16 protein-coding genes are annotated in these 18,034 nt (G+C 71.2%); 6 read left to right on the forward strand and 10 right to left on the reverse strand.

From position 1 onward, the window contains the following. Nucleotides 1-43: 43 nt before the first annotated feature. Nucleotides 44-646, reverse strand: a complete 603-nt coding sequence (locus tag ACNYS0_RS31740) for a hypothetical protein (RefSeq protein WP_422478452.1) — start codon at nucleotides 644-646, stop codon at nucleotides 44-46. Nucleotides 647-915: 269 nt separating this feature from the next. Here ACNYS0_RS31740 and ACNYS0_RS31745 point away from each other — a divergent pair, with 269 nt between their 5' ends. Then, the gene (locus ACNYS0_RS31745) at nucleotides 916-3,792 is read left to right on the forward strand and encodes a penicillin acylase family protein (protein WP_422478454.1); all 2,877 of its coding nucleotides are present in this window, start codon (nucleotides 916-918) and stop codon (nucleotides 3,790-3,792) included. Between the two features lie 29 nt (nucleotides 3,793-3,821). Here ACNYS0_RS31745 and ACNYS0_RS31750 read toward each other — a convergent pair whose 3' ends face one another. The 3 genes from ACNYS0_RS31750 to ACNYS0_RS31760 all read right to left on the reverse strand — a co-directional run bounded on the left by ACNYS0_RS31750 (nucleotide 3,822) and on the right by ACNYS0_RS31760 (nucleotide 7,909). Further along, nucleotides 3,822-5,147: an alpha/beta hydrolase family protein gene (locus tag ACNYS0_RS31750; RefSeq protein WP_422478456.1), complete on the reverse strand. Its 1,326-nt coding sequence runs from the start codon at nucleotides 5,145-5,147 to the stop codon at nucleotides 3,822-3,824. Between the two features lie 101 nt (nucleotides 5,148-5,248). After that, nucleotides 5,249-6,574 carry an MFS transporter gene (locus tag ACNYS0_RS31755; RefSeq protein WP_422478458.1) on the reverse strand — a complete coding sequence of 442 codons (1,326 nt, stop codon included), beginning with the start codon at nucleotides 6,572-6,574 and terminating at the stop codon, nucleotides 5,249-5,251. Between the two features lie 84 nt (nucleotides 6,575-6,658). Beyond that, nucleotides 6,659-7,909 (reverse strand): exo-beta-N-acetylmuramidase NamZ family protein, encoded by a 1,251-nt coding sequence (locus ACNYS0_RS31760; protein WP_422478460.1) that lies wholly within the window; start codon nucleotides 7,907-7,909, stop codon nucleotides 6,659-6,661. Between the two features lie 162 nt (nucleotides 7,910-8,071). On the opposite strand from ACNYS0_RS31760, the gene ACNYS0_RS31765 reads away from it, so the two are divergent. Then, a complete protein-coding gene (locus ACNYS0_RS31765; protein WP_422478462.1) occupies nucleotides 8,072-9,760 on the forward strand; it encodes a class I adenylate-forming enzyme family protein in 1,689 nt (562 codons plus the stop codon). Between the two features lie 26 nt (nucleotides 9,761-9,786). Next, nucleotides 9,787-10,380 (forward strand): TetR/AcrR family transcriptional regulator, encoded by a 594-nt coding sequence (locus tag ACNYS0_RS31770; RefSeq protein ID WP_422478464.1) that lies wholly within the window; start codon nucleotides 9,787-9,789, stop codon nucleotides 10,378-10,380. A gap of 12 nt (nucleotides 10,381-10,392) precedes the next feature. Here the strand turns inward: ACNYS0_RS31770 and ACNYS0_RS31775 are convergent, their stop codons facing one another. Together ACNYS0_RS31775 and ACNYS0_RS31780 are read right to left on the reverse strand one after the other, a co-directional pair. Next, nucleotides 10,393-11,421, reverse strand: a complete 1,029-nt coding sequence (locus ACNYS0_RS31775) for a phosphotransferase family protein (RefSeq protein WP_422478466.1) — start codon at nucleotides 11,419-11,421, stop codon at nucleotides 10,393-10,395. A 194-nt stretch (nucleotides 11,422-11,615) separates the two neighbouring features. After that, entirely contained in the window at nucleotides 11,616-11,912 is a 297-nt protein-coding gene (locus ACNYS0_RS31780; protein WP_422478468.1) for a hypothetical protein, read from the reverse strand. Nucleotides 11,913-12,007: 95 nt separating this feature from the next. Here ACNYS0_RS31780 and ACNYS0_RS31785 point away from each other — a divergent pair, with 95 nt between their 5' ends. Beyond that, nucleotides 12,008-12,943: an NADP-dependent oxidoreductase gene (locus ACNYS0_RS31785; protein WP_422478470.1), complete on the forward strand. Its 936-nt coding sequence runs from the start codon at nucleotides 12,008-12,010 to the stop codon at nucleotides 12,941-12,943. A 28-nt stretch (nucleotides 12,944-12,971) separates the two neighbouring features. Here ACNYS0_RS31785 and ACNYS0_RS31790 read toward each other — a convergent pair whose 3' ends face one another. Genes ACNYS0_RS31790 through ACNYS0_RS31805 form a run of 4 tightly spaced genes read right to left on the reverse strand, consistent with a single transcriptional unit; the run spans nucleotide 12,972 to nucleotide 15,146 of the window. Next, on the reverse strand, nucleotides 12,972-13,298 hold the full coding sequence (locus ACNYS0_RS31790) for a DUF202 domain-containing protein (protein WP_422478472.1): 327 nt from the start codon (nucleotides 13,296-13,298) through the stop codon (nucleotides 12,972-12,974). Continuing rightward, a complete protein-coding gene (locus tag ACNYS0_RS31795; RefSeq protein WP_422478474.1) occupies nucleotides 13,295-13,687 on the reverse strand; it encodes a YidH family protein in 393 nt (130 codons plus the stop codon). Before ACNYS0_RS31795 ends, ACNYS0_RS31790 begins: the two co-directional genes overlap by 4 nt. 39 nt (nucleotides 13,688-13,726) lie before the next feature. Next, on the reverse strand, nucleotides 13,727-14,233 hold the full coding sequence (locus ACNYS0_RS31800) for an NUDIX hydrolase (RefSeq protein ID WP_422478476.1): 507 nt from the start codon (nucleotides 14,231-14,233) through the stop codon (nucleotides 13,727-13,729). A 22-nt stretch (nucleotides 14,234-14,255) separates the two neighbouring features. Further along, the gene (locus tag ACNYS0_RS31805) at nucleotides 14,256-15,146 is read right to left on the reverse strand and encodes a DMT family transporter (protein ID WP_422478478.1); all 891 of its coding nucleotides are present in this window, start codon (nucleotides 15,144-15,146) and stop codon (nucleotides 14,256-14,258) included. A 212-nt stretch (nucleotides 15,147-15,358) separates the two neighbouring features. Between ACNYS0_RS31805 and ACNYS0_RS31810 the strand changes: the two genes are divergently transcribed. Further along, nucleotides 15,359-16,336 (forward strand): hypothetical protein, encoded by a 978-nt coding sequence (locus ACNYS0_RS31810; RefSeq protein ID WP_422478480.1) that lies wholly within the window; start codon nucleotides 15,359-15,361, stop codon nucleotides 16,334-16,336. Between the two features lie 38 nt (nucleotides 16,337-16,374). Continuing rightward, complete coding sequence (locus ACNYS0_RS31815; protein ID WP_422478482.1) at nucleotides 16,375-17,919, forward strand: APC family permease; 1,545 nt, start codon at nucleotides 16,375-16,377, stop codon at nucleotides 17,917-17,919. Nucleotides 17,920-18,034: the final 115 nt, after the last annotated feature.

The following is an 18,034-nucleotide window of genomic DNA, read 5'->3' on the forward strand; positions in this document are numbered from 1 at the left end:
CGCACCCCCGTCGCGCTGTACGTCACCTGGTGCCGAGGGGTCGCTACGCGGAGACAAGCAGCCGCGCCAGCCTGGCCTCCGCCAGTGCCATGGGTGTCAGGACGGGCCGCGGCACGACGATGCCGCAGCGGGTGCACACGGGGCCCGAGGAGGGTTCGTGCGCGAGATCGTGCTGCCAGACCAGGCTGCTGCCCGTGCACACGGGGCAGCACGCGCCGGGTTCGCGCTCAAGTGCGGTGATGAGCCTGCGCAGCACTTCGGCCAGCGGCTCCGTGGGATGCACGGAGGGGTCGTCGCACCAGGCGACTCCGAAGCCGCCCCAGGTCAGCCGGTGCCAGTCGTCCACGCTGCCCGGGCGGCGCAGCCCGTCGTGCTTCTCCTTGCGCCTGCGCTCCGCGAAGGCGACTTCGTACGCGAGCCAGACGGCCCGCGCCTCCTCCAGCTCCTCAAGGGCCGCGACGAGGCGGGCCGGGTCGGGGGAGCGGTCCTCGGGGTCGAACCCCGCCCGGGAGCAGAGGTGGTCCCAGGTCGCTCGGTGCCCGTAAGGGGCAAATCTCTCAAGGCACTTGCGCAGTGAATAGCGCCGCAGTGCCAGATCGCTCAGCGGATCGCGCACCTGTCTCGCCAGACTTCGGAATCCGGCCATCGCCCTGCACCTCCGTCACACACGTACGTCGGCGTCGCCGCAGCCATGAAGCGACATCGCCGAGTAGACGTATCGACACGCGATTCGGATCCCCCCGAAGGCCACCGAGTCCCATCCGATTTCCGATGGGGCCCATCACTGTCACCTTCTGAGGCCGGGGAGTACCTGAGTGATCCCTGTGCTGATTCCGAAAACGTGACGCATGTTCATCTTCTGTCCGCGGCTAACCGTCGGTAACCTCCGGCTCACCATCGTCGGGAGGATCAGGCATGCGACGACGCATTCCACGCACCACCCTGTACAGAAGCCTTACGAAGAGAGTTACGGCCGTCGCGGCGCTCGTGCTCACCGCGGGACTGCTCTCTCCCGTCCCGACCGCGGGCGCGTCGAGCGCGACCGCCGCCGCCGACGAACCGATACCGGCCGCCGACTACTGCAAGGGCCAGTGCGGGGACATCCTGCCGCCCGGTGCGAACGGCAGCGCCACACTCGCCCAGATCCTCGGCAACAAATTGCTGGGTACCCAGCCTCCGCACGCCGACGATCAACTCGGTCCCTATGACGCGCTGTCGTCCGGGTATCCGTCTCTCACCGACGACACACTCACGAACTTCTTCAACGATTCCTCCTTCGGCGTCAAGGATGATCAGGTCGGATCGGTCACCCGCCCCCGCGAGGACGTCACGATCACCCGTGACAAGAAGAACGGCGTACCCCACATCAAAGGTTCCTCGCGCTACGGAACAGAATTCGGGGCCGGCTTCGCCGCAGGTCAGGACCGCCTCTGGCTGATCGACCTGTTCCGGCACATCGGCCGCGGCGAATTGACGTCGTTCGCGGGCGGCGCCCTCGCGAACCAGGGACTCGAGCAGGAGTTCTGGCCGCAGGCCCCGTACACCGAAAAGGATCTCGAACAGCAGGTCGCCTCCATCAAGAAGACCGGCGGGGCCCGCGGCAAGCAGGCCATGGACGACGCACAGGCCTATATCGACGGCCTGAACGCCTATCGGGAGAAGTCGAAGAAGGGCCGCTACTTCCCCGGCGAGTACGTGCTCACCGGCAAGGTCGACGCGATCACGAACGTGGGCGAGATCCAGCCGTTCAAGGTGACCGACATGATCGCGCTGGCCTCCGTGGTCGGCGGACTCTTCGGCAACGGCGGCGGCGGAGAGGTCGACGCGGCCCTCTCGCTGCTCAAGTCGCAGGAGAAGTACGGCGTCGAGAAGGGCACCCAGGTGTGGGAGTCGTTCCGCGGCCGGGACGACCCGGAGACCGTCACCACGATCCACGACGGCACCCGCTTCCCGTACGGCGAGAAGCCCGAGAACGCGCGCGGGCAGGCGCTCCCCGACAAGGGCTCGGTCGAGAAGGAGCCCCTCGTGTACGACCGGCAGGGCTCGGCCGCGACGAAGTCGGCGGCGGTGAAGAAGGACCCCGTCAAGGCACCCGCCAAGCTCAAGCCGCTCCAGGGCATGAACGACGACGGGGTGCTGCCCTCCGACCTGTTCACGCGCTCGGCGTCCAAGAAGGGCATGTCCAACGCCCTCCTCGTCTCCGGAAAGCACACCGCCTCCGGCAACCCGGTCGCCGTGTTCGGCCCGCAGACCGGCTATTTCGCGCCACAGCTGCTGATGATGCAGGAGCTCCAGGGCCCCGGCATCAGCGCGCGCGGCGTCTCCTTCGCCGGCGTCGGGATGTACGTCCAGCTCGGCCGCGGCCAGGACTACGCGTGGTCCGCGACCTCGGCGACCCAGGACATCACCGACACGTACGCGGTCCCGCTGTGCGAGGCCGACGGCTCCGCGCCCACCAGGCAGTCGACCTCGTACATGTACCGGGGCACCTGCACGCCCATGGAGAAGATGGAGAAGAAGAACGCCTGGAAGCCGACGATCGCCGACTCTACGGCCGCGGGCTCCTACCGGATGCAGGTCTTCCGGACGAAGTACGGGATCGTCAGCCACCGCGCGACCGTCGACGGAAAACCCGTCGCCTACACGGCGCTCCGCTCCACGTACCGCCACGAGGCCGACTCGATCCTCGGCTTCCAGATGCTGAACGATCCGTCCTACGTCACGGACGCCGCGTCGTTCCAGAAGGCGGCGCAGCACATCAACTACGCGTTCAACTGGTTCTACGCCGACTCCCGCGACATCGCGTACTACAACAGCGGCACCAACCCGGTGCGCGCCAAGGACGTCGACATGTCGCTGCCGGTGCGGGGCGAACAGGCCTATGAGTGGAAGGACTTCGACCCGGCGAACAACACGTCCGCCCAGACGCCCCCGTCCCAGCACCCGAACTCGGTCGACCAGGACTACTACGTCTCCTGGAACAACAAGCAGGCCAAGGGCTTCTCGTCACCCAACTTCAGCATGGGCGCGGTCCACAGGGCCGACCTCCTGAACGACCGGGTGAAGAAGCTCACCGAGCGCGGCGGTGTCACCCGCGCCTCGCTCACCCGGGCCATGGAGGAAGCCGCGGTGACCGACCTGCGCGGCGAGCAGGTGCTGCCGGAGATGCTCAAGGTCATCCGCAGCAAGCCGCTGGGCGACCTCGACAACCCGCAGCTCACCAAGGCCGTCCAGCAGTTGGAGGCCTGGGAGAAGGCGGGCGCGCAGCGCAACCAGACGTCCGCCGGGTCCAAGACCTACGCCCACCCCGACGCCGTACGGATCATGGACGCCTGGTGGCCGCTGATGGTCGAGGCCGAGTTCAAGCCCGGCCTCGGCGACGACCTCTACAAGTCCCTGACCTCGCAACTGTCCGTCGACGAGGCGCCGTCCGCCGGACACGGGCCCACCGGCTCGCATGCCGGATCGGCCTTCCAGTACGGCTGGTGGGGCTTCGCCGACAAGGACCTGCGCTCCGTGCTCGGCGAACCGGTGAAGGGGAAGCTCGGCGCCGCCTACTGCGGCTCCGGCGACCTCTCGGCCTGTCGGGACGCCCTGCTCGCCACGCTGGCCGAGGCCGCCGCCAAGCCCGTCACCGAGGTGTACCCCGGCGACGACACCTGCAAGGCGGGCGACCAGTGGTGCGCCGACAGCATCGGCCACCGCGCCGTCGGCGGCATCACGCACCGCAACATCCAGTGGCAGAACCGGCCCACGTACCAGCAGGTCGTGGAGTTCCCTGCGCACAGGTAGGGCACGGGCAGCGCCCAGGGGCGGGCCGCCTACGTGGTGACCCGCCCCGCACCGAGCACCACCCGCGCCAACTCGGCGTGGCAGATGTCGCTGTGGGCCCCCGAGGGCGGGGGCCCATCGCGCACCACCTGCGCCGCGTCCACGCTCACACAGCCCGCGCCCGGCACCCCGGCCCGCAGCACGTCGGCCAGCGTGAAGCGGACCGCGCCGTCGACGTCCTGGAAACCGTCGTGCCCGAGCGCGCCCCACCGCTCGCCGAGGTCGACCAGTGACCTGTCGTCGCCCGCGAGGCGCGAGGCCAGCGGATACATCACGCTCAGCGCGGTGTCGTACCGCGAGAAGCACGCCACCAGGGGGCCGTCCACGCGCGCCTGCCGCCCCTTCAGGGCGCCCCGGCCCGCGAACGCGTAGTGCGAGAAGGCACCCTGAAGGAGCGTCACGGACTTCACGTTGCGGGCCGACTCCGGCATCCCGGCGAGCGCGAAGGAGACGAGCCGCGCGCCGAAACTGTGCCCCACCAGGTGCACCCGCACCCCGGGCGCCTGCTCGGCGAGCCGGCCGAGCGCGGGCCCGAGCCCGGCCTGGCCGACCTTCCCGGCCCGCCGCTTCATCGCGAAGTACGTGGCCTGACGCAGCAGTTCGTGCGCGCCCAGCCAGGCCTTGGCGCCCATGGTCGTCAACGGCCGGAGGAAGTCCGCGCCGCTCGGCGGCCCGAACGTCGTGCCGCTCGGCGGTCCGGCCGTCATCTCAAGGCCCATGGCGAACTCCAGGCACATGGTCCGGGTGTCCTCGTGCAGCATCGCCGGAACGCGGTGCTGCTCGCGGTCCTCCGTGAGGTCGGCCGCGGCGGCCGCGGGGGCCACCCCGACCAACTGCCGTACCAGACCGCCGAACTCGTCGAAGGCGGACGCCCTCGCGGGCTGCTCCTCCAGGCGCCGCGCCAGCAGCTCCACGACGGGCTCGCTGCGCGGGAAGGTCTCGACGAGCGCCTGCCGTGTCCCCTTGTCGAGCGTGGTCCGCGAAACCGCCGACGATGCGGGCGTCGCGGTGCGGTCGAAGTCCGGGATCCGCTCGTCCGTGAACCGCATCGACGGCCACAGCACCCCCACGTAACCGAGGGAGGCGCGGGGCGCGAGGGCGGGGAACGGCGCGAAGAAGCGGTCGTACAGGCGGGTCGCGATGGAGCGGTCGTTGTTCCAGCCGTGCGTGAAGACCACCAGATCGCGCACCTGGTGGGCCTCGCGCAGGAGCCTGGCGAGCTGCTGCGGGTCCGGATCGCCGTCGGCGTCGAACCTTAGCTCCCAGTAGGGCCGTACGTGGACTTCTGGTGCTTGACGTGCCTTGGGTGCGGACATGGCGAACCCCCGTGGTAGGCGTCGTGCGGCAACGCGTGCCGCGCATCGTCCCGCCGTACCCGGGGGTTGGCCAGATGTTCCGCCGTCAATTGACGGACATGTCAGGTGAGTTGACGCTCCCTCGTCTCCGGAAGGGCCAGCACGCACAGCAGTGACACGACGGCCATGGCGCTGACGTACCAGCCCACCGACGAAGAGCCGAGCGCGCTCTGCAACCGCGTCGCGATGAGCGGCGATACCGCGCCGCCCAGGACGCCGCCCAGGTTGTACGCGAAGGAGGCGCCGGAGTAGCGCACCTTCGCCCCGAACAGCTCCGGCAGGTACGCGCCCATCGGCCCGTACACGACGCCCATGCAGAACAGGGCGCCGCCGAGCGCGAGCGCGATGAGCACCGGCTTCTCGGTGTCCATCAGCGGGAACAGGGCCAGGCCCCAGACGATCGCGAGGCAGGAACCGATGAGCACCATCCTGCGGCGGCCGCCCGCGTCGGAGCGGGTCGCCGCGAGCCAGGTGCCGGCCGCGAGGAACAGGCAGGCCACGAGCGACACGGCGAGCATCGTGGAGCGCGGGACGCCGAGCGTCGTGGTGCCGTAGGCGAGGCAGTACGTCGTGGCCGTGTAGAAGAGCCCGTACGCGATGATCATGCCGCCGGCGCCGAGCAGGATCTCCTTCGGGTGGCGCTTGAAGACCTCCAAGGCCGGTGCCCTGCTGGCCTCCTGCTCCGCCATCACCTTGGCGAAGACCGGCGTCTCGCTGATCTTCAGGCGGACGAACAGGCCGACCGCCACGAGGAGGAACGACAGCAGGAACGGGATGCGCCAGCCCCAGCTCTTGAACGCCTCGTCCGAGAGCGACTCGGAGAGCAGCCAGAAGATGCCGGTGGCGGCGAAGAAGCCCACGGACGGGCCGAGTTGCGGGAACGCGGCGAACAGCCCGCGCTTGCCGCGCGGCGCGTGCTCCACGGCGAGCAGCGCGGCCCCGCCCCACTCGCCGCCGAGGCCCACGCCCTGAAGGAAGCGCAGCAGCACGAGCAGGACCGGCGCCCACAGGCCGAGGGTGCTGTACCCGGGCAGCAGGCCGACGAAGGCCGTCGACAGGCCCATCAGGAGCAGCGAGGCCACCAGGACCGACTTGCGGCCGATCCGGTCGCCGAAGTGACCGAAGATCAGCGAGCCGATCGGGCGGGCCGCGAACGCGACGGCGTACGTCGAGAACGAGGCGAGGGTGGCGTTGATCGGGGTGAGGTTCGGGAAGAACGCGGCGTTGAGGACGAGCGCGGCGGCCGTTCCGTAGACGTAGAAGTCGTAGAACTCGATGGCCGTGCCGATGAAGCTGGCCACGGCCACACGGCGCAGGCTCTCCGGTTCGGAGGCCCGCGCCGGTTCCGCCTCTGCGGAGTCTTCCCTGGTCGATTCGTCTTTGAGCACGAGCAGACTGTCGTTGTCCGTGTACGGTCCAGTCAATATCTCGGAATGCCCGTCCCGGATTCCGAGATGCCGGTTACTTGACGGTCACTTGTATGCGAGGTACTTGCGCCGAACGCCCCGGAACGCGGCGAGTTCCTGCTGCCAGGCCCCGACGATCTCGTCCGTGGAGGCGCCCGCGTCGACCATCGTGCGCACCCGCGTGGACCCGGTGAGCCGGTCGATCGCGTTGTCGGGCCGCCAGCCGAAGTCCTTCCAGGACTTCTTGGCCGTCACCAGCAGGCCGATGCCGGTGCGTACGGGCTCGAACGCCTCGCGGTCGTCGACGTGGATCTGGACGCCGCCGATCGTCTTGCCCTGGAACTTCGAGAACGTGGGCGCGAAGTACGCCTCCCTGAAGTGCACCCCCGGCAGGCCGAGTTCATTGGCGGCCGCCGCCCACCGCGCGTCGATGCCCTCGGCGCCGAGCAGTTCGAAGGGGCGGGTGGTGCCGCGTCCCTCGGAGAGCAGCGTGCCCTCGAACATACAGGTGCCGGAGTAGACGAGGGCCGTGTCCGGCGTCGGCATGTTGGGGCTCGGCGGCACCCACGGCAGCCCGGACGCGTCGTAGAAGTCGCGCCGCCTCCAGCCGCTCATCAGCACCGTCTCCAGCTCGACCGGGTGCTCCAGGTACTCGGCGTTGAACAGGCGGGCCAGTTCCGTGACCGTCATGCCGTGCGCCTGCGCGATCTCGCGGCGGCCCACGAAGCTCGCGAACTTGCGGTCCAGGATGGGCCCGTAGGCGTTCCGGCCGGTGACCGGGTTCGGGCGGTCGAGCACCACGAACCGCTTGTCGGCGAGCTGCGCGGCCTCCATGCAGTCGTAGAGCGTCCAGATGTACGTGTAGAAGCGCGCGCCCACGTCCTGGATGTCGAAGACGATCGTGTCGACGCCGGACTGCGTGAAGATGTCGGCGAGCGCCTGACCGCTCTTCAAGTACGTGTCGTAGACCGGGAGTTTGGTCGCCGGGTCCTCGGTCTTCCCCTCGGAGCCGCCCGCCTGCGCCGTGCCGCGGAACCCGTGCTCGGGCCCGAACACCGCCCGCAGGTCGACCCGCTCGTCGGCGTGCATCACGTCGACGATGTGCCGTACGTCGCGGGTGACCCCGGTCGGGTTGGTGACCATGCCGACCTTCTGGCCCGAGAGCGGCGCGTAGCCGCTGTCCACCAGGCGCTCGAAGCCGGTGCGAAGCCGGGGGCCGCCGATGCCGGGGGCGGCGCTCGCCGATGCCCCGCCGATGCCCAAGCCACCCGCGGCGCCCGCCCCCGCCGCGAGCAGCCCTCGTCTCGACACGTTCATGCTGAACCTCCGTGATCTTCGGGACTGGCCTGGCCCCGCACGCTAGTCCGGGAATCCCCGCCACGGAACGAACCGACACCACGAAGCTCTTTCGCCACGACATACCGACTGGTTAGTCTGCCCGGCAGGCCGGAGCTTTCGGGGAGCTTTCGAAGGAGAACGATGGTGCACGATTCGCAGGGACAGACCGGTTCGATCTACGAGGCCAGGCCCTGGCTCGGCGTCCTCAACGAGGCGCAGAAGGCCCCGATCACCCCGGCAGCCACCGTCGTGCACGCCTTCGCCGACGCGGTGCGCCGCGCTCCGGACCGCACGGCACTCGCCTACTTCGACGGCCGCCTCTCGTACGCCGACGTGGACGCGCTCTCCGACTCCGTGGCCGGTCACCTCGCCGCCCGCGGCCTGGAGCGCGGCGACCGTGTCGCGATCATGTTGCAGAACTCGCCGCACTTCGTGCTCGCGCTGCTCGGCGCGTTCAAGGCGGGCGCGGTCGTGGTCCCGGTGAACCCGATGTACAAGGCGGGGGAGGTGCGGCACGTCCTGCACGACGCCGAGGTGACCGGGATCGTCTGCTCGGACCGGGCCTGGGCGTCGTATCTGCGCGAGACGGCGGCCGACTCCCCGGTCCGTATCGCGCTGACCGCCTGCGAGCTGGACCTCCAGACGCGCGGCGACGAGCGGGTGCTGAACTTCGAGCGGGTCGAACCGGCGGCCTCGGACGCGGACGACCTCGTCGCGGTCGCGCACGCGGGCCACAAGGCGCCGCCCGGGCGCGAACTCACCGGCGACGACATCGCGTTGATCAGCTACACCTCGGGCACCAGCGGCACCCCGAAGGGTGCCACCAACCTGCACCGCAACATCACCTTCAACGCGGAACGCCAGCGCACGGGCCTCGGCCTGCCCGAAGGAGCCGTCTACTTCGCGCTCGCGCCGCTCTTCCACATCACCGGCATGGTCTGCGAGCTCGTCGCCTCCTTCGCCAACGCGGGCACGCTCGCGCTCGCCTACCGGTTCGAGCCGGGCGTCGTCCTCGACGCGTTCACCGAGCACCGGCCCGCGTACACGGTCGGCCCCTCGACCGCCTTCATGGCGCTCGGCGCGCAGCCGCAGGCGACCCGCGAGCACTTCGCGTCGTTCCACTCGATCTCCTCGGGCGGCGCGCCGGTGCCGCCCGCTCTGGTGGAGAAGTTCCGCGCCTCCTTCGGCCCGTACATCCACAACGGCTACGGGCTCACCGAATGCACGGCGCCCTGCGCGTCCGTGCCGCCGGGCGTCGAGGCGCCGGTCGACCCGGCGTCGGGGACCCTCGCGGTGGGCGTGCCCGGTCCCGACTCGGTGGTCCGGATCGTCGACGACAACGGGGCGGACGTCCCCTTCGGCGAGCACGGCGAGATCGCGGTGCGCGGCCCGCAGGTCGTGCCCGGGTACTGGCGCCGCCCGGAGGCGACCCAGGAGGGCTTCCCCGACGGCGAGTTGCGCACCGGCGACATCGGCTTCATGGACGAGGACGGGTGGCTGTACGTCGTCGACCGCAAGAAGGACATGATCAACGCCTCCGGATTCAAGGTGTGGCCCCGAGAGGTCGAGGACGTCCTGTACGGCCACCCCGCCGTGCGCGAGGCGGCGGTCGTCGGCATCCCCGACGCGTACCGCGGCGAGAGCGTGAAGGCCTACGTGAGCCTGCGTCCGGGGGCGGAGGCGAGCCCCGAGGAGCTGTCGGCGTACTGCAAGGAACGCCTGGCGGCCTACAAGTACCCCCGCGAGGTGGAGGTGCTCGTCGACCTGCCGAAGACGGCGAGTGGGAAGATCCTCCGACGGGAACTGCGTTCCCCGTCAGGACAAGGCTGAGAACTATGGAAAGGCAGGTGGCGGCAGTGCCCAGGACGACCGACGGCGACGGCGCGCCCGTCCCCAGGCGACTCCTCGCGGCCGCCACCCGGCTCTTCGCCGACCGCGGCTACGACCGCACGTCGGTACAGGAGATCGTGGAGGCGGCGGGCGTCACGAAGGGCGCCCTCTACCACTACTTCGGCTCGAAGGACGATCTGCTGCACGAGGTGTACGCGCGCGTGCTGCGCCTCCAGCAGGAGCGGCTCGACGCGTTCGCCGACCGGGACGAGCCGGTCGAGAAGCGGCTGCGGGACGCCGCCGCGGACGTGGTCGTCACGACGATCGACAACCTCGACGACGCGTCGATCTTCTTCCGCTCCATGCACCACCTGAGCCCGGAGAAGAACAAGCAGGTGCGCGCCGAGCGGCGCCGCTACCACGAGCGCTTCCGCGCGCTGATCGAAGAGGGCCAGCGGACCGGCGTCTTCACCACCGAGACGCCGGCCGACCTGGTGGTCGACTACCACTTCGGCTCGATCCACCACCTGTCCACCTGGTACCGCCCGGACGGGCCGCTGACGCCGCAGCAGCTGGCGGACCAACTGGCCGACCTCCTGCTGCGGGCGCTGCGGCCCTAGGACGCCGCCCGCTCAGCCCTCCTTGAGGGTGTTCAGGCCGTGGCTGATGAAGACCGGGACCAGTTCGCCGATGCGGTCGAAGCCCGCGCCGACCGTCTGGCCGAGGGTGTAGCGGTAGTGGATGCCCTCCAGGATCACGGCCAGCTTGAACCAGGCGAAGGCCGTGTACCAGGAGATCGCCGACACGTCGCGGCCCGAGCGCTCGGCGTAGCGCTCGATCAGCTCGGCGGGGGACGGGTGGCCCGGCGCCGAGGCCGTCGTCGAGATGGGGGAGTCCGGCATGTCGAGCCGCGCGCTGTACATCGCCAGCAGACCCACGTCCGTGAGCGGGTCGCCGAGCGTCGACATCTCCCAGTCGAGGATCGCCTTGATCCGGTCGACCCCGTCGGGGTCCTGACGTACGAGCACGTTGTCGAGCCGGTAGTCGCCGTGCACGATCGTCGGCGCCGGCGAGGTCGGCAGCTCGCGGCCGAGCGCCGCCTGGAGCTCGTCGATCCCGGCGAGGTCACGGTTGCGGGACGCGTCCAGCTGCTTGCCCCAGCGGCGCAGCTGCCGGTCGAGGAAGCCCTCGGGCCGCCCGAAGTCGCCGAGCCCGACCGCGGCGGGGTCCACCGCGTGCAGATCGACGAGCGTGTCCACGAGCCCGAGCACGGCGGCCCGGGTCCGCTCGGGACCGAGCGGCGCGAGCTGGTCGGAGGTCCGGTACGGCGTCCCGTCGACGAACTCCATGACGTAGAACGGCGCCCCGATGACGTTCTCGTCCTCACAGAGCAGCACCGGCTCCGGCACCGGCACGTTCGTCGGGTGCAGCCCCGCGATCACCCGGTGCTCCCGCTTCATGTCGTGCGCGGTCGCGAGCACGTGCCCCAGCGGCGGCCTGCGCACCACCCACTTCGTGGTGCCGTCGCTCACCTGGTACGTCAGGTTCGAGCGCCCGCCCTCGATGAGCCGCCCGGTCAGCGGCCCGGCGACCAGGCCAGGGCGCTCCCTGTCGAGATGGGCGCGCAGCTGGTCGAGGTCGAGGCCTTGGGGGTGACTCATCGCGGTCCTCCGAGAATCCGGGGCAGTATGTGGGCCGTGTCCTGGCTACAGTGGCTGCCATCATGCCGACCAGTCGGTATGGCGTCCAGAGCCTCCCGGAAACGTGATCGTTCTTACGGCGGGTGGTGCCGCGCTGCCAGGGCGGCGGAAAGGGCCCGGCGCGAAGTGCCGGGCCCTTTCGGTGGTGCGCGGGATCAGTGGTCGTCCCAGTGCCCCGCGTGCTCGGCGTGCCGGTGGCCGTCGTGGAGGTAGTCGACGTGGTCGCCGTGCGTGACCGACTCGTGGCCGCAGCCCGCGCCGTGCCGGTGTTCGTGCCCTTCGTGCGCGACGTGCCCCGCCGGCTCGCACTCGTCCCAGTGCCCGCCGTGCTGGGCGTGCAGATGCCCGTCGTGCGCGTAGTCGACGTGGTCGCCGTGCGGCACCTCCTGGTGACCGCAGGACGGGCCGTGCGTGTGCTCGTGGGCGGGGTGTTCCTGGTGGAGGGTGGTCATGGCGCTCACCTTCGGTGACGTGACTGGCGTCCTGGGCTGACCCTCCCAGGCTAGTCCGGAATGCCCCTTATCTGTGCTTATGGGAGCCTCCGGCCATGAAGGCGATCAGTTACCGCTCGTACGGCGGCCCCGAAGTCCTCGAATACGGCGAGATCCGCGACCCCAAGGTGGGGCCCGACTCGGTCCTGGTGAAGGTGCGCGCCGCCGCCGTGAACCCCGTGGACCGGCACTGCCGCGCCGGGCACCTGGACGGGCTGCTCGACCCCGTCTTCCCGGTGATCCCGGGCTGGGACGTGTCCGGCGTGGTGGTGCAGCCCGGCGTCGCCGTCACCGAGTTCGCGCCGGGCGACGAGGTCATCGGCTACGTACGCGAGGACTTCCTGTCACGCGGCACCTTCGCCGAGTACGTGGCCGCGCCCGTGCGCACCCTCGCCCGCAAGCCCCGCAACCTCACGTTCGAGGAGGCGGCGGGCCTGCCGCTCGCCGGGCTCACCGCGTACCAGGTGCTGACCGGCGGCCTGGAGGTGCGGGAGGGCGACGTGGTCCTGGTGCACGCGGCCGCCGGTGGCGTCGGCTCGTTCGCCGTGCAGCTCGCCCGGCACTTCGGCGCCCGGGTCATCGGCACCGCGAGCGAACGCAATCACGACTACGTGCGGGAACTCGGCGGGGAACCGGTCACCTACGGGGACGGCCTCGCCGAACGGGTCCGGGCGCTGGCCCCGGAGGGCGTCGACGCGGCGTTCGACACGGTGGGCGGCGAGACGCTGCGGGTCTCCGCGGAACTGCTGGCCCCCGGCGGCCGGCTCGCCTCCATCGCCGACGGCGACGTGATCGGGCTCGGCGGCCGCTACTGCTGGGTGCGCCCCGACGCCGCCGACCTCGCCCGCCTCACGGAGCTCGCCGAGGCCGACGTGGTGACGGTGCACGTCGACGAGGTGCTCCCGCTTCAGGAGGCGGCGCGCGCCCACGAGTTGATCGAGACGGGCCGCACGCGCGGGAAGGTCGTGGTCACGGTCGACTGGGACGAGTGATCCCACGCCCACACATGCCTCACGTGCCTCACGCGATGAGCACCGCCGCGCACAGCGTGATGGCCACCGTGCACAGCGCGGCGGCCGCCGCCTGCCGTCGGGTCATCACGGGCGGCGCCGCCTCGTTCTGGGCGAGCCCGGTGATCCGCTGGTGGGCGACCGCCACGAAGCCGAGCCACAGCACCAGGCACAGCGCCGTGGCCACGAACCGGGCGGGCCCGACGCCGCTGTTCAGCGTCGCCTTCACCGCGAGCACCGCCGCGACCGTGCCCGACAGCGTCGTACGCCGCCACGCGAGCCGCGTCCGGGCGGGCTGGAGCCCGGGGTCGCGCACGGGCGCGTCCGCCCCGCTCACCCCTCCCACCCGACGAACACGATGACGACCATGGCCACCGAGACGAGCGCCACCACCACGCCGAGCACCGCGGGGAACTTCGACACCGGCAGGTCCTCGCCGCGCCGCATCGCCAGCTCGCAGCGCACCCAGTGCCCCACGGCCCGCAGCGCGCACAGCGCGCCCGCCCCGAGCAGCGCGAGCGCGAGGCCGACCCGCCACCCCCAGCGCAGGTCCGGCAGGAACTGGTCCACGGCGAAACCGCCGCCGATCAGCGCGAGCGCCGTGCGCACCCACGCCAGGAAGGTGCGCTCGTTGGCCAGCGAGAAGCGGTAGTCGGGGGTGTCACCCTCGTCCCTGATCCGCTCCGGGGCGAACCAGAGACGGATACTGCGTACAAATTCGATCACCCGGGGCACATTACCCGCGGGGTTCCCACGGCCCGCGGCTCACCTGTGCGTCTTCCACCGCTCGTACGCCGCGAGCCCGTCGGGCGTCCAGTCCCACTCCCCGATCCGGCGCTCCAGCTCCTCGGGGCTCAGGAACGCGTGCCAGTCGATCTCCTCGGCCTGCGGGTGCACCGGCAGGTCGAAGGTGACCTCGTAGACGTACGACCACCAGGACTGCCCGGCACCGCCCTCGTACAGGAACTTGAACAGCGGGGTGGGCTGCGGCAGTCCGCTCACGCCCAGCTCCTCCTCCGCCTCGCGCAGCGCCGCCTCGTCGTACGTCTCCCCGGCGCCGACGACCCCGCCGACGAACATGTCGTGGTGGGAGGGGAAGACGAGCTTGGTGGGGGTGCGGCGGTGCACGAAGATCTCGCCGGCCGGGTTCCTGGCGAGGATGAAGGCACAGCGGTGGCGCAGGTTCTTCGCGTAGGCCTCGCCGCGCGGCGACTGCCCGACGACACGGTCCTGTTCGTCGACGATGTCGAGGATCTCTTCAGCGGGGTTCATGAACGGCAGGCTAGGCGGGTGACTACAGCGGGGCGCCCACCCGGTCCCTTCCGGCCGCGGCGGTGCCCGGCATCGCGGGGTGCAGCCCGAGCAGGACGACGCCCACCACGATCCCGGCCAGGCCCACCGCCTCCCACGCGAGCGCCCCCGTGTCCATCCGCAGCCGGTCGCCGAGGAAGCCCACGCCGCACGCGATCCCGGCCAGCGGCTGCGCCGCCGTCAGCGCGGGCAGCGACATCCGCAGCGGCGCCGTCTCGAACGCGCTCTGCACCAGGACGAGCCCCGTGACCCCGAGGACGAGTACGGCGTACGGCTGCCAGCCGGTGAACAGCTCCGGCCAGCCGCCCGCGGAGAACCGCTGACCGCTCACCCGCGTCAACGCGTCCTGCACCCCGTACAGCAGTCCCGCCGCCACCGCGAGCAGCGCGGGCCCCGCGGTCAGCCGGGAGCGCTTGGCGAGGGCCGCGAGGGCCAGCGCCCCGCCGACCATCGCGCCGACGATCAGCCAGTGCCGCAGCGGGTCGGTGACCGCGCTGCCGCCCCGCGGCTGCCCGGCGACGATGAACGCCGTGACGCCGCCCGCGAGCAGCAGCAGCCCCGCCCAGCCCTGCCGGCCGAGCGGCGCTCTCGTCTGGCGGCGCGAGAGCAGCAGCGCGAAGAGGAGGTTCGTGGCGAGCAGCGGCTCGACGAGGGTCACCTCACCCTGGCCGAGGGCCAGCGCGCCGAGCACCATCCCGCACACCATCAGGCCGATCCCGCCGAGCCAGCGCGGCACGCGCATCAGGTCGAGCAGCAGCCGGGGCGAGAGGAAGTCGCCGAGCGGGGCCCGCACCGCCGCGTTCTGCTGGAGGACGAAACCGATGCCCAGACAGAACGCCGCGCTCACGGCGAGGACGAGGACGAGAACGGACACGCTGTCGACGATAGCGGCCCGCGCGGCCACCCGCGCGCGAGCGGCGGGCGCCACCCATATCACCACTGAACTCACCTGCTCTTTCGAGCAGTTGGTGAGGTACGTCACCGGCCACCCTTGACGCGGACACCTCCGTACCGGTTTGCTGTGCTTGATCATCGTCTTGCCGTCCACCCCACCCACATCTGAACAGTCGTAAGGACCCCGCCGCGGTGCCCCCACCCCCGCCTCCGCTCGGGCGCTCCCGCAAGAGGCCCGCGCACGCCCCTCCCTTCGGCGACCCCGCACTCGACGACGCCGAACTCGTCGCGGCCCGCTCCGCCCTCGCCAGGGGCCGCTGGACCGAGGCCCGGTCCCTGCTCCGCGCCACCGGCAGCGACTGGGACCTGCGCGGTCACCGGGTCCTGGGCCTCGCGGGCGAACCCACCGCGCGGATCTGGGCCCGCGACTGGCTGCTCGCCGAACCCGACTCCACCGACGCCGTCGTCCTGCTGGCCTGCGCGGGCGTACTGCGCGCCGTCGAGGGCCGCGACCGCCCCGAGAAGGCGCGCGCGGCGTGCGCGCAGGCGGCGCAACTCGTGCCCGAGGATCCGACGCCGCTGCTCGGACTGATGCTCCTGGAAAGGGAGTTGGGGGCCGAGGAGGACGTCGTGCGGCTCTTCGACGAGGTGCGCCTGCGGCATCCCGGGCATCACCACGCGCACCATCTGATGGTCGCGCGGCTCGCCGAGCGGCGCGCCGACGTCGGGCAGGACCCGCTGCACGAGGTGTACGACTTCGCGTCCTGGGCTTGCGAACAGGCCACTCCCGACTCACCGTTGGCGGTCCTTCCGGTCGTCGCGCACGCCGAGCGCTACCGGGTGCTCGCACGCGCGGGCGTGCTCGCCGACGACCCGAAGGCGTCCGGCCACTGGTCGGGTCGGCGCGCCCGGCTCGTCCTGAAGGCGGCGTTCGACTGGTGGCTGGAGTGGGGCGCCGCGCGCGAACGGCCCGGCGCGCCGCACCCGCGCGGCCGCATCGACCTCAACTACCTGGCGCACGCGAAGTACTGCGAGGGCCGCCCCGCCGAGGCGGCCGCTCTGTTCCACCGGATCGGCCGGCACAGCACGCCGTACCCCTGGTCGTATCCGGACCGGGACCCGTACGAGGCGTTCCGGGTCGCGCGCGGCGCCGCGCTCGGCTCGGTGTAGAGCACACTCCACTCTTCACGAAGGAAGGAACGTCCCCCATGAGCGCGAGCGAGCGACCGCCCGAGACCGCGGCGGATCCGGCCATTCACACGTATCTGGGCGAGACGAGCGCGCTGCGCGCCGGGCGGCTCGGTACGGCGGGGCTGCTGCTCTCCGTGCTGGCCGCGACCGGGCCGCTGCTCGTCGTCGCGGGTGTCATGCCGACGACGTTCGCGGTGATGGGGGTGGTCGGCCAGCCGCTGCTCTTCCTCGTCCTCGGCGTCGTCCTCGCGCTCTTCAGCGTCGGCTACGCGGAGTTGAGCCGGCACGTGCACAACGCGGGCGCGTTCTACGCGTACATCGCCCGCGGCCTCGGCCCGACGGCCGGCGCCGCGGCGGCCCTTGTCGCGCTCGTCGCCTACAGCTCGCTCCAGGTCGGCATCTTCGGCCTGTTCGGCTACGAGGTCGCGGGCCTCGCCGAGCAGTATCTGAACCTCGAACTCGCCTGGTGGATACCGGCGTTGGCCGCCGTCCTCGCCGTCGGCGCGCTCGGCCTGCTGAAGATCGACGTGAACGCGAAGGTCCTCGGCGTGCTGCTCCTCATCGAGGTCGCCGTCGTGGTCGTCTTCGACATCGCGGCCATCGGCGACCCCGGCGCCCAGGGCCTGTCCCTGCACGCCTTCAACCCGGAGACCCTCTCGGGCGTCGGGCTCGGCACGGCGCTGTGCTTCTGCATCGCCGCGTTCACCGGCTTCGAGCAGGCGCCGGTGTACGCGGAGGAGACCAGCAGGCCGCACGTCCTGGTGCCGCGCGTGATGTTCCTCGCGGTCGGCGGTGTCGCGCTCTTCTTCGCGTTCAGCTCGTGGGCGATGACGGTGGCGACGGGGCCCTCCGGCATCGTCGGCGCGGCCCGCAAGCAGTCGGCGGGACTCCTCTTCGGCCTCACCGAGGACCGCCTCGGCGGCGCGTTCACCGACGTCGTCCATGTCCTGTTCGTGACGGGCATGTTCGCGGCGCTGCTCAGCTTCCACAACGTGGTGGCGCGGTACGCCTTCGCGATGGGGCGCGAGGGACTGCTGCCCGCCGGGTTCGGGCGGACGAACACGGCGACCGGCGCGCCCGGCAAGGGCTCGGTGCTGCAATCGGTGATCGCGCTGATCGCGGTCGTCGGCTTCGCGATCGCCGACGAGGGCCCGTTCGGCGACCCGACGGCGCCGGTCCTGCACCTGTTCACCTGGGGCGGCAACGTGGGCGCGCTCGGCGTCATCGTCCTCATGGCCACGGCGTCCCTCGCCGTCATCGTGTTCTTCGCGCGCCGCGGGGCCGCGGCGGCACAGGCCTGGCGGCTCGTGGCGTCCGGCGTGGCGGGCGTCGCGCTCCTCGTGATCGCCGTCTACACGGTCAAGGACTTCGACGTCCTGGTCGGCTCGGGCCCGGACTCCCCGCTCAACTGGATCCTCCCCGGCATCATCGTCCTGGCCGCGCTGGCGGGCGTGGCCCACGGCGTGCTCCTCCACCGCAAGAACCCCGACGCCCACGCCCGCATCGGCCTGGGCAACGAGGCGTTCCAGTTGGACCAAAAATCAAGCCCCTCCGGTGGTTGATTGATCCAGCCCCTGCGGCGATTGAGCAGCGGGGTCCGGGGCAGAGCCCCGATCTTTTGAAACCCCGCCGGCGATTGAGGCGCGGGGCCCGGGGCAGCGCCCCGCGACCGCAACC

The sequence above is a fragment of the Streptomyces anthophorae genome, assembly GCF_049310305.1.
GTDB lineage: Bacteria > Actinomycetota > Actinomycetes > Streptomycetales > Streptomycetaceae > Streptomyces.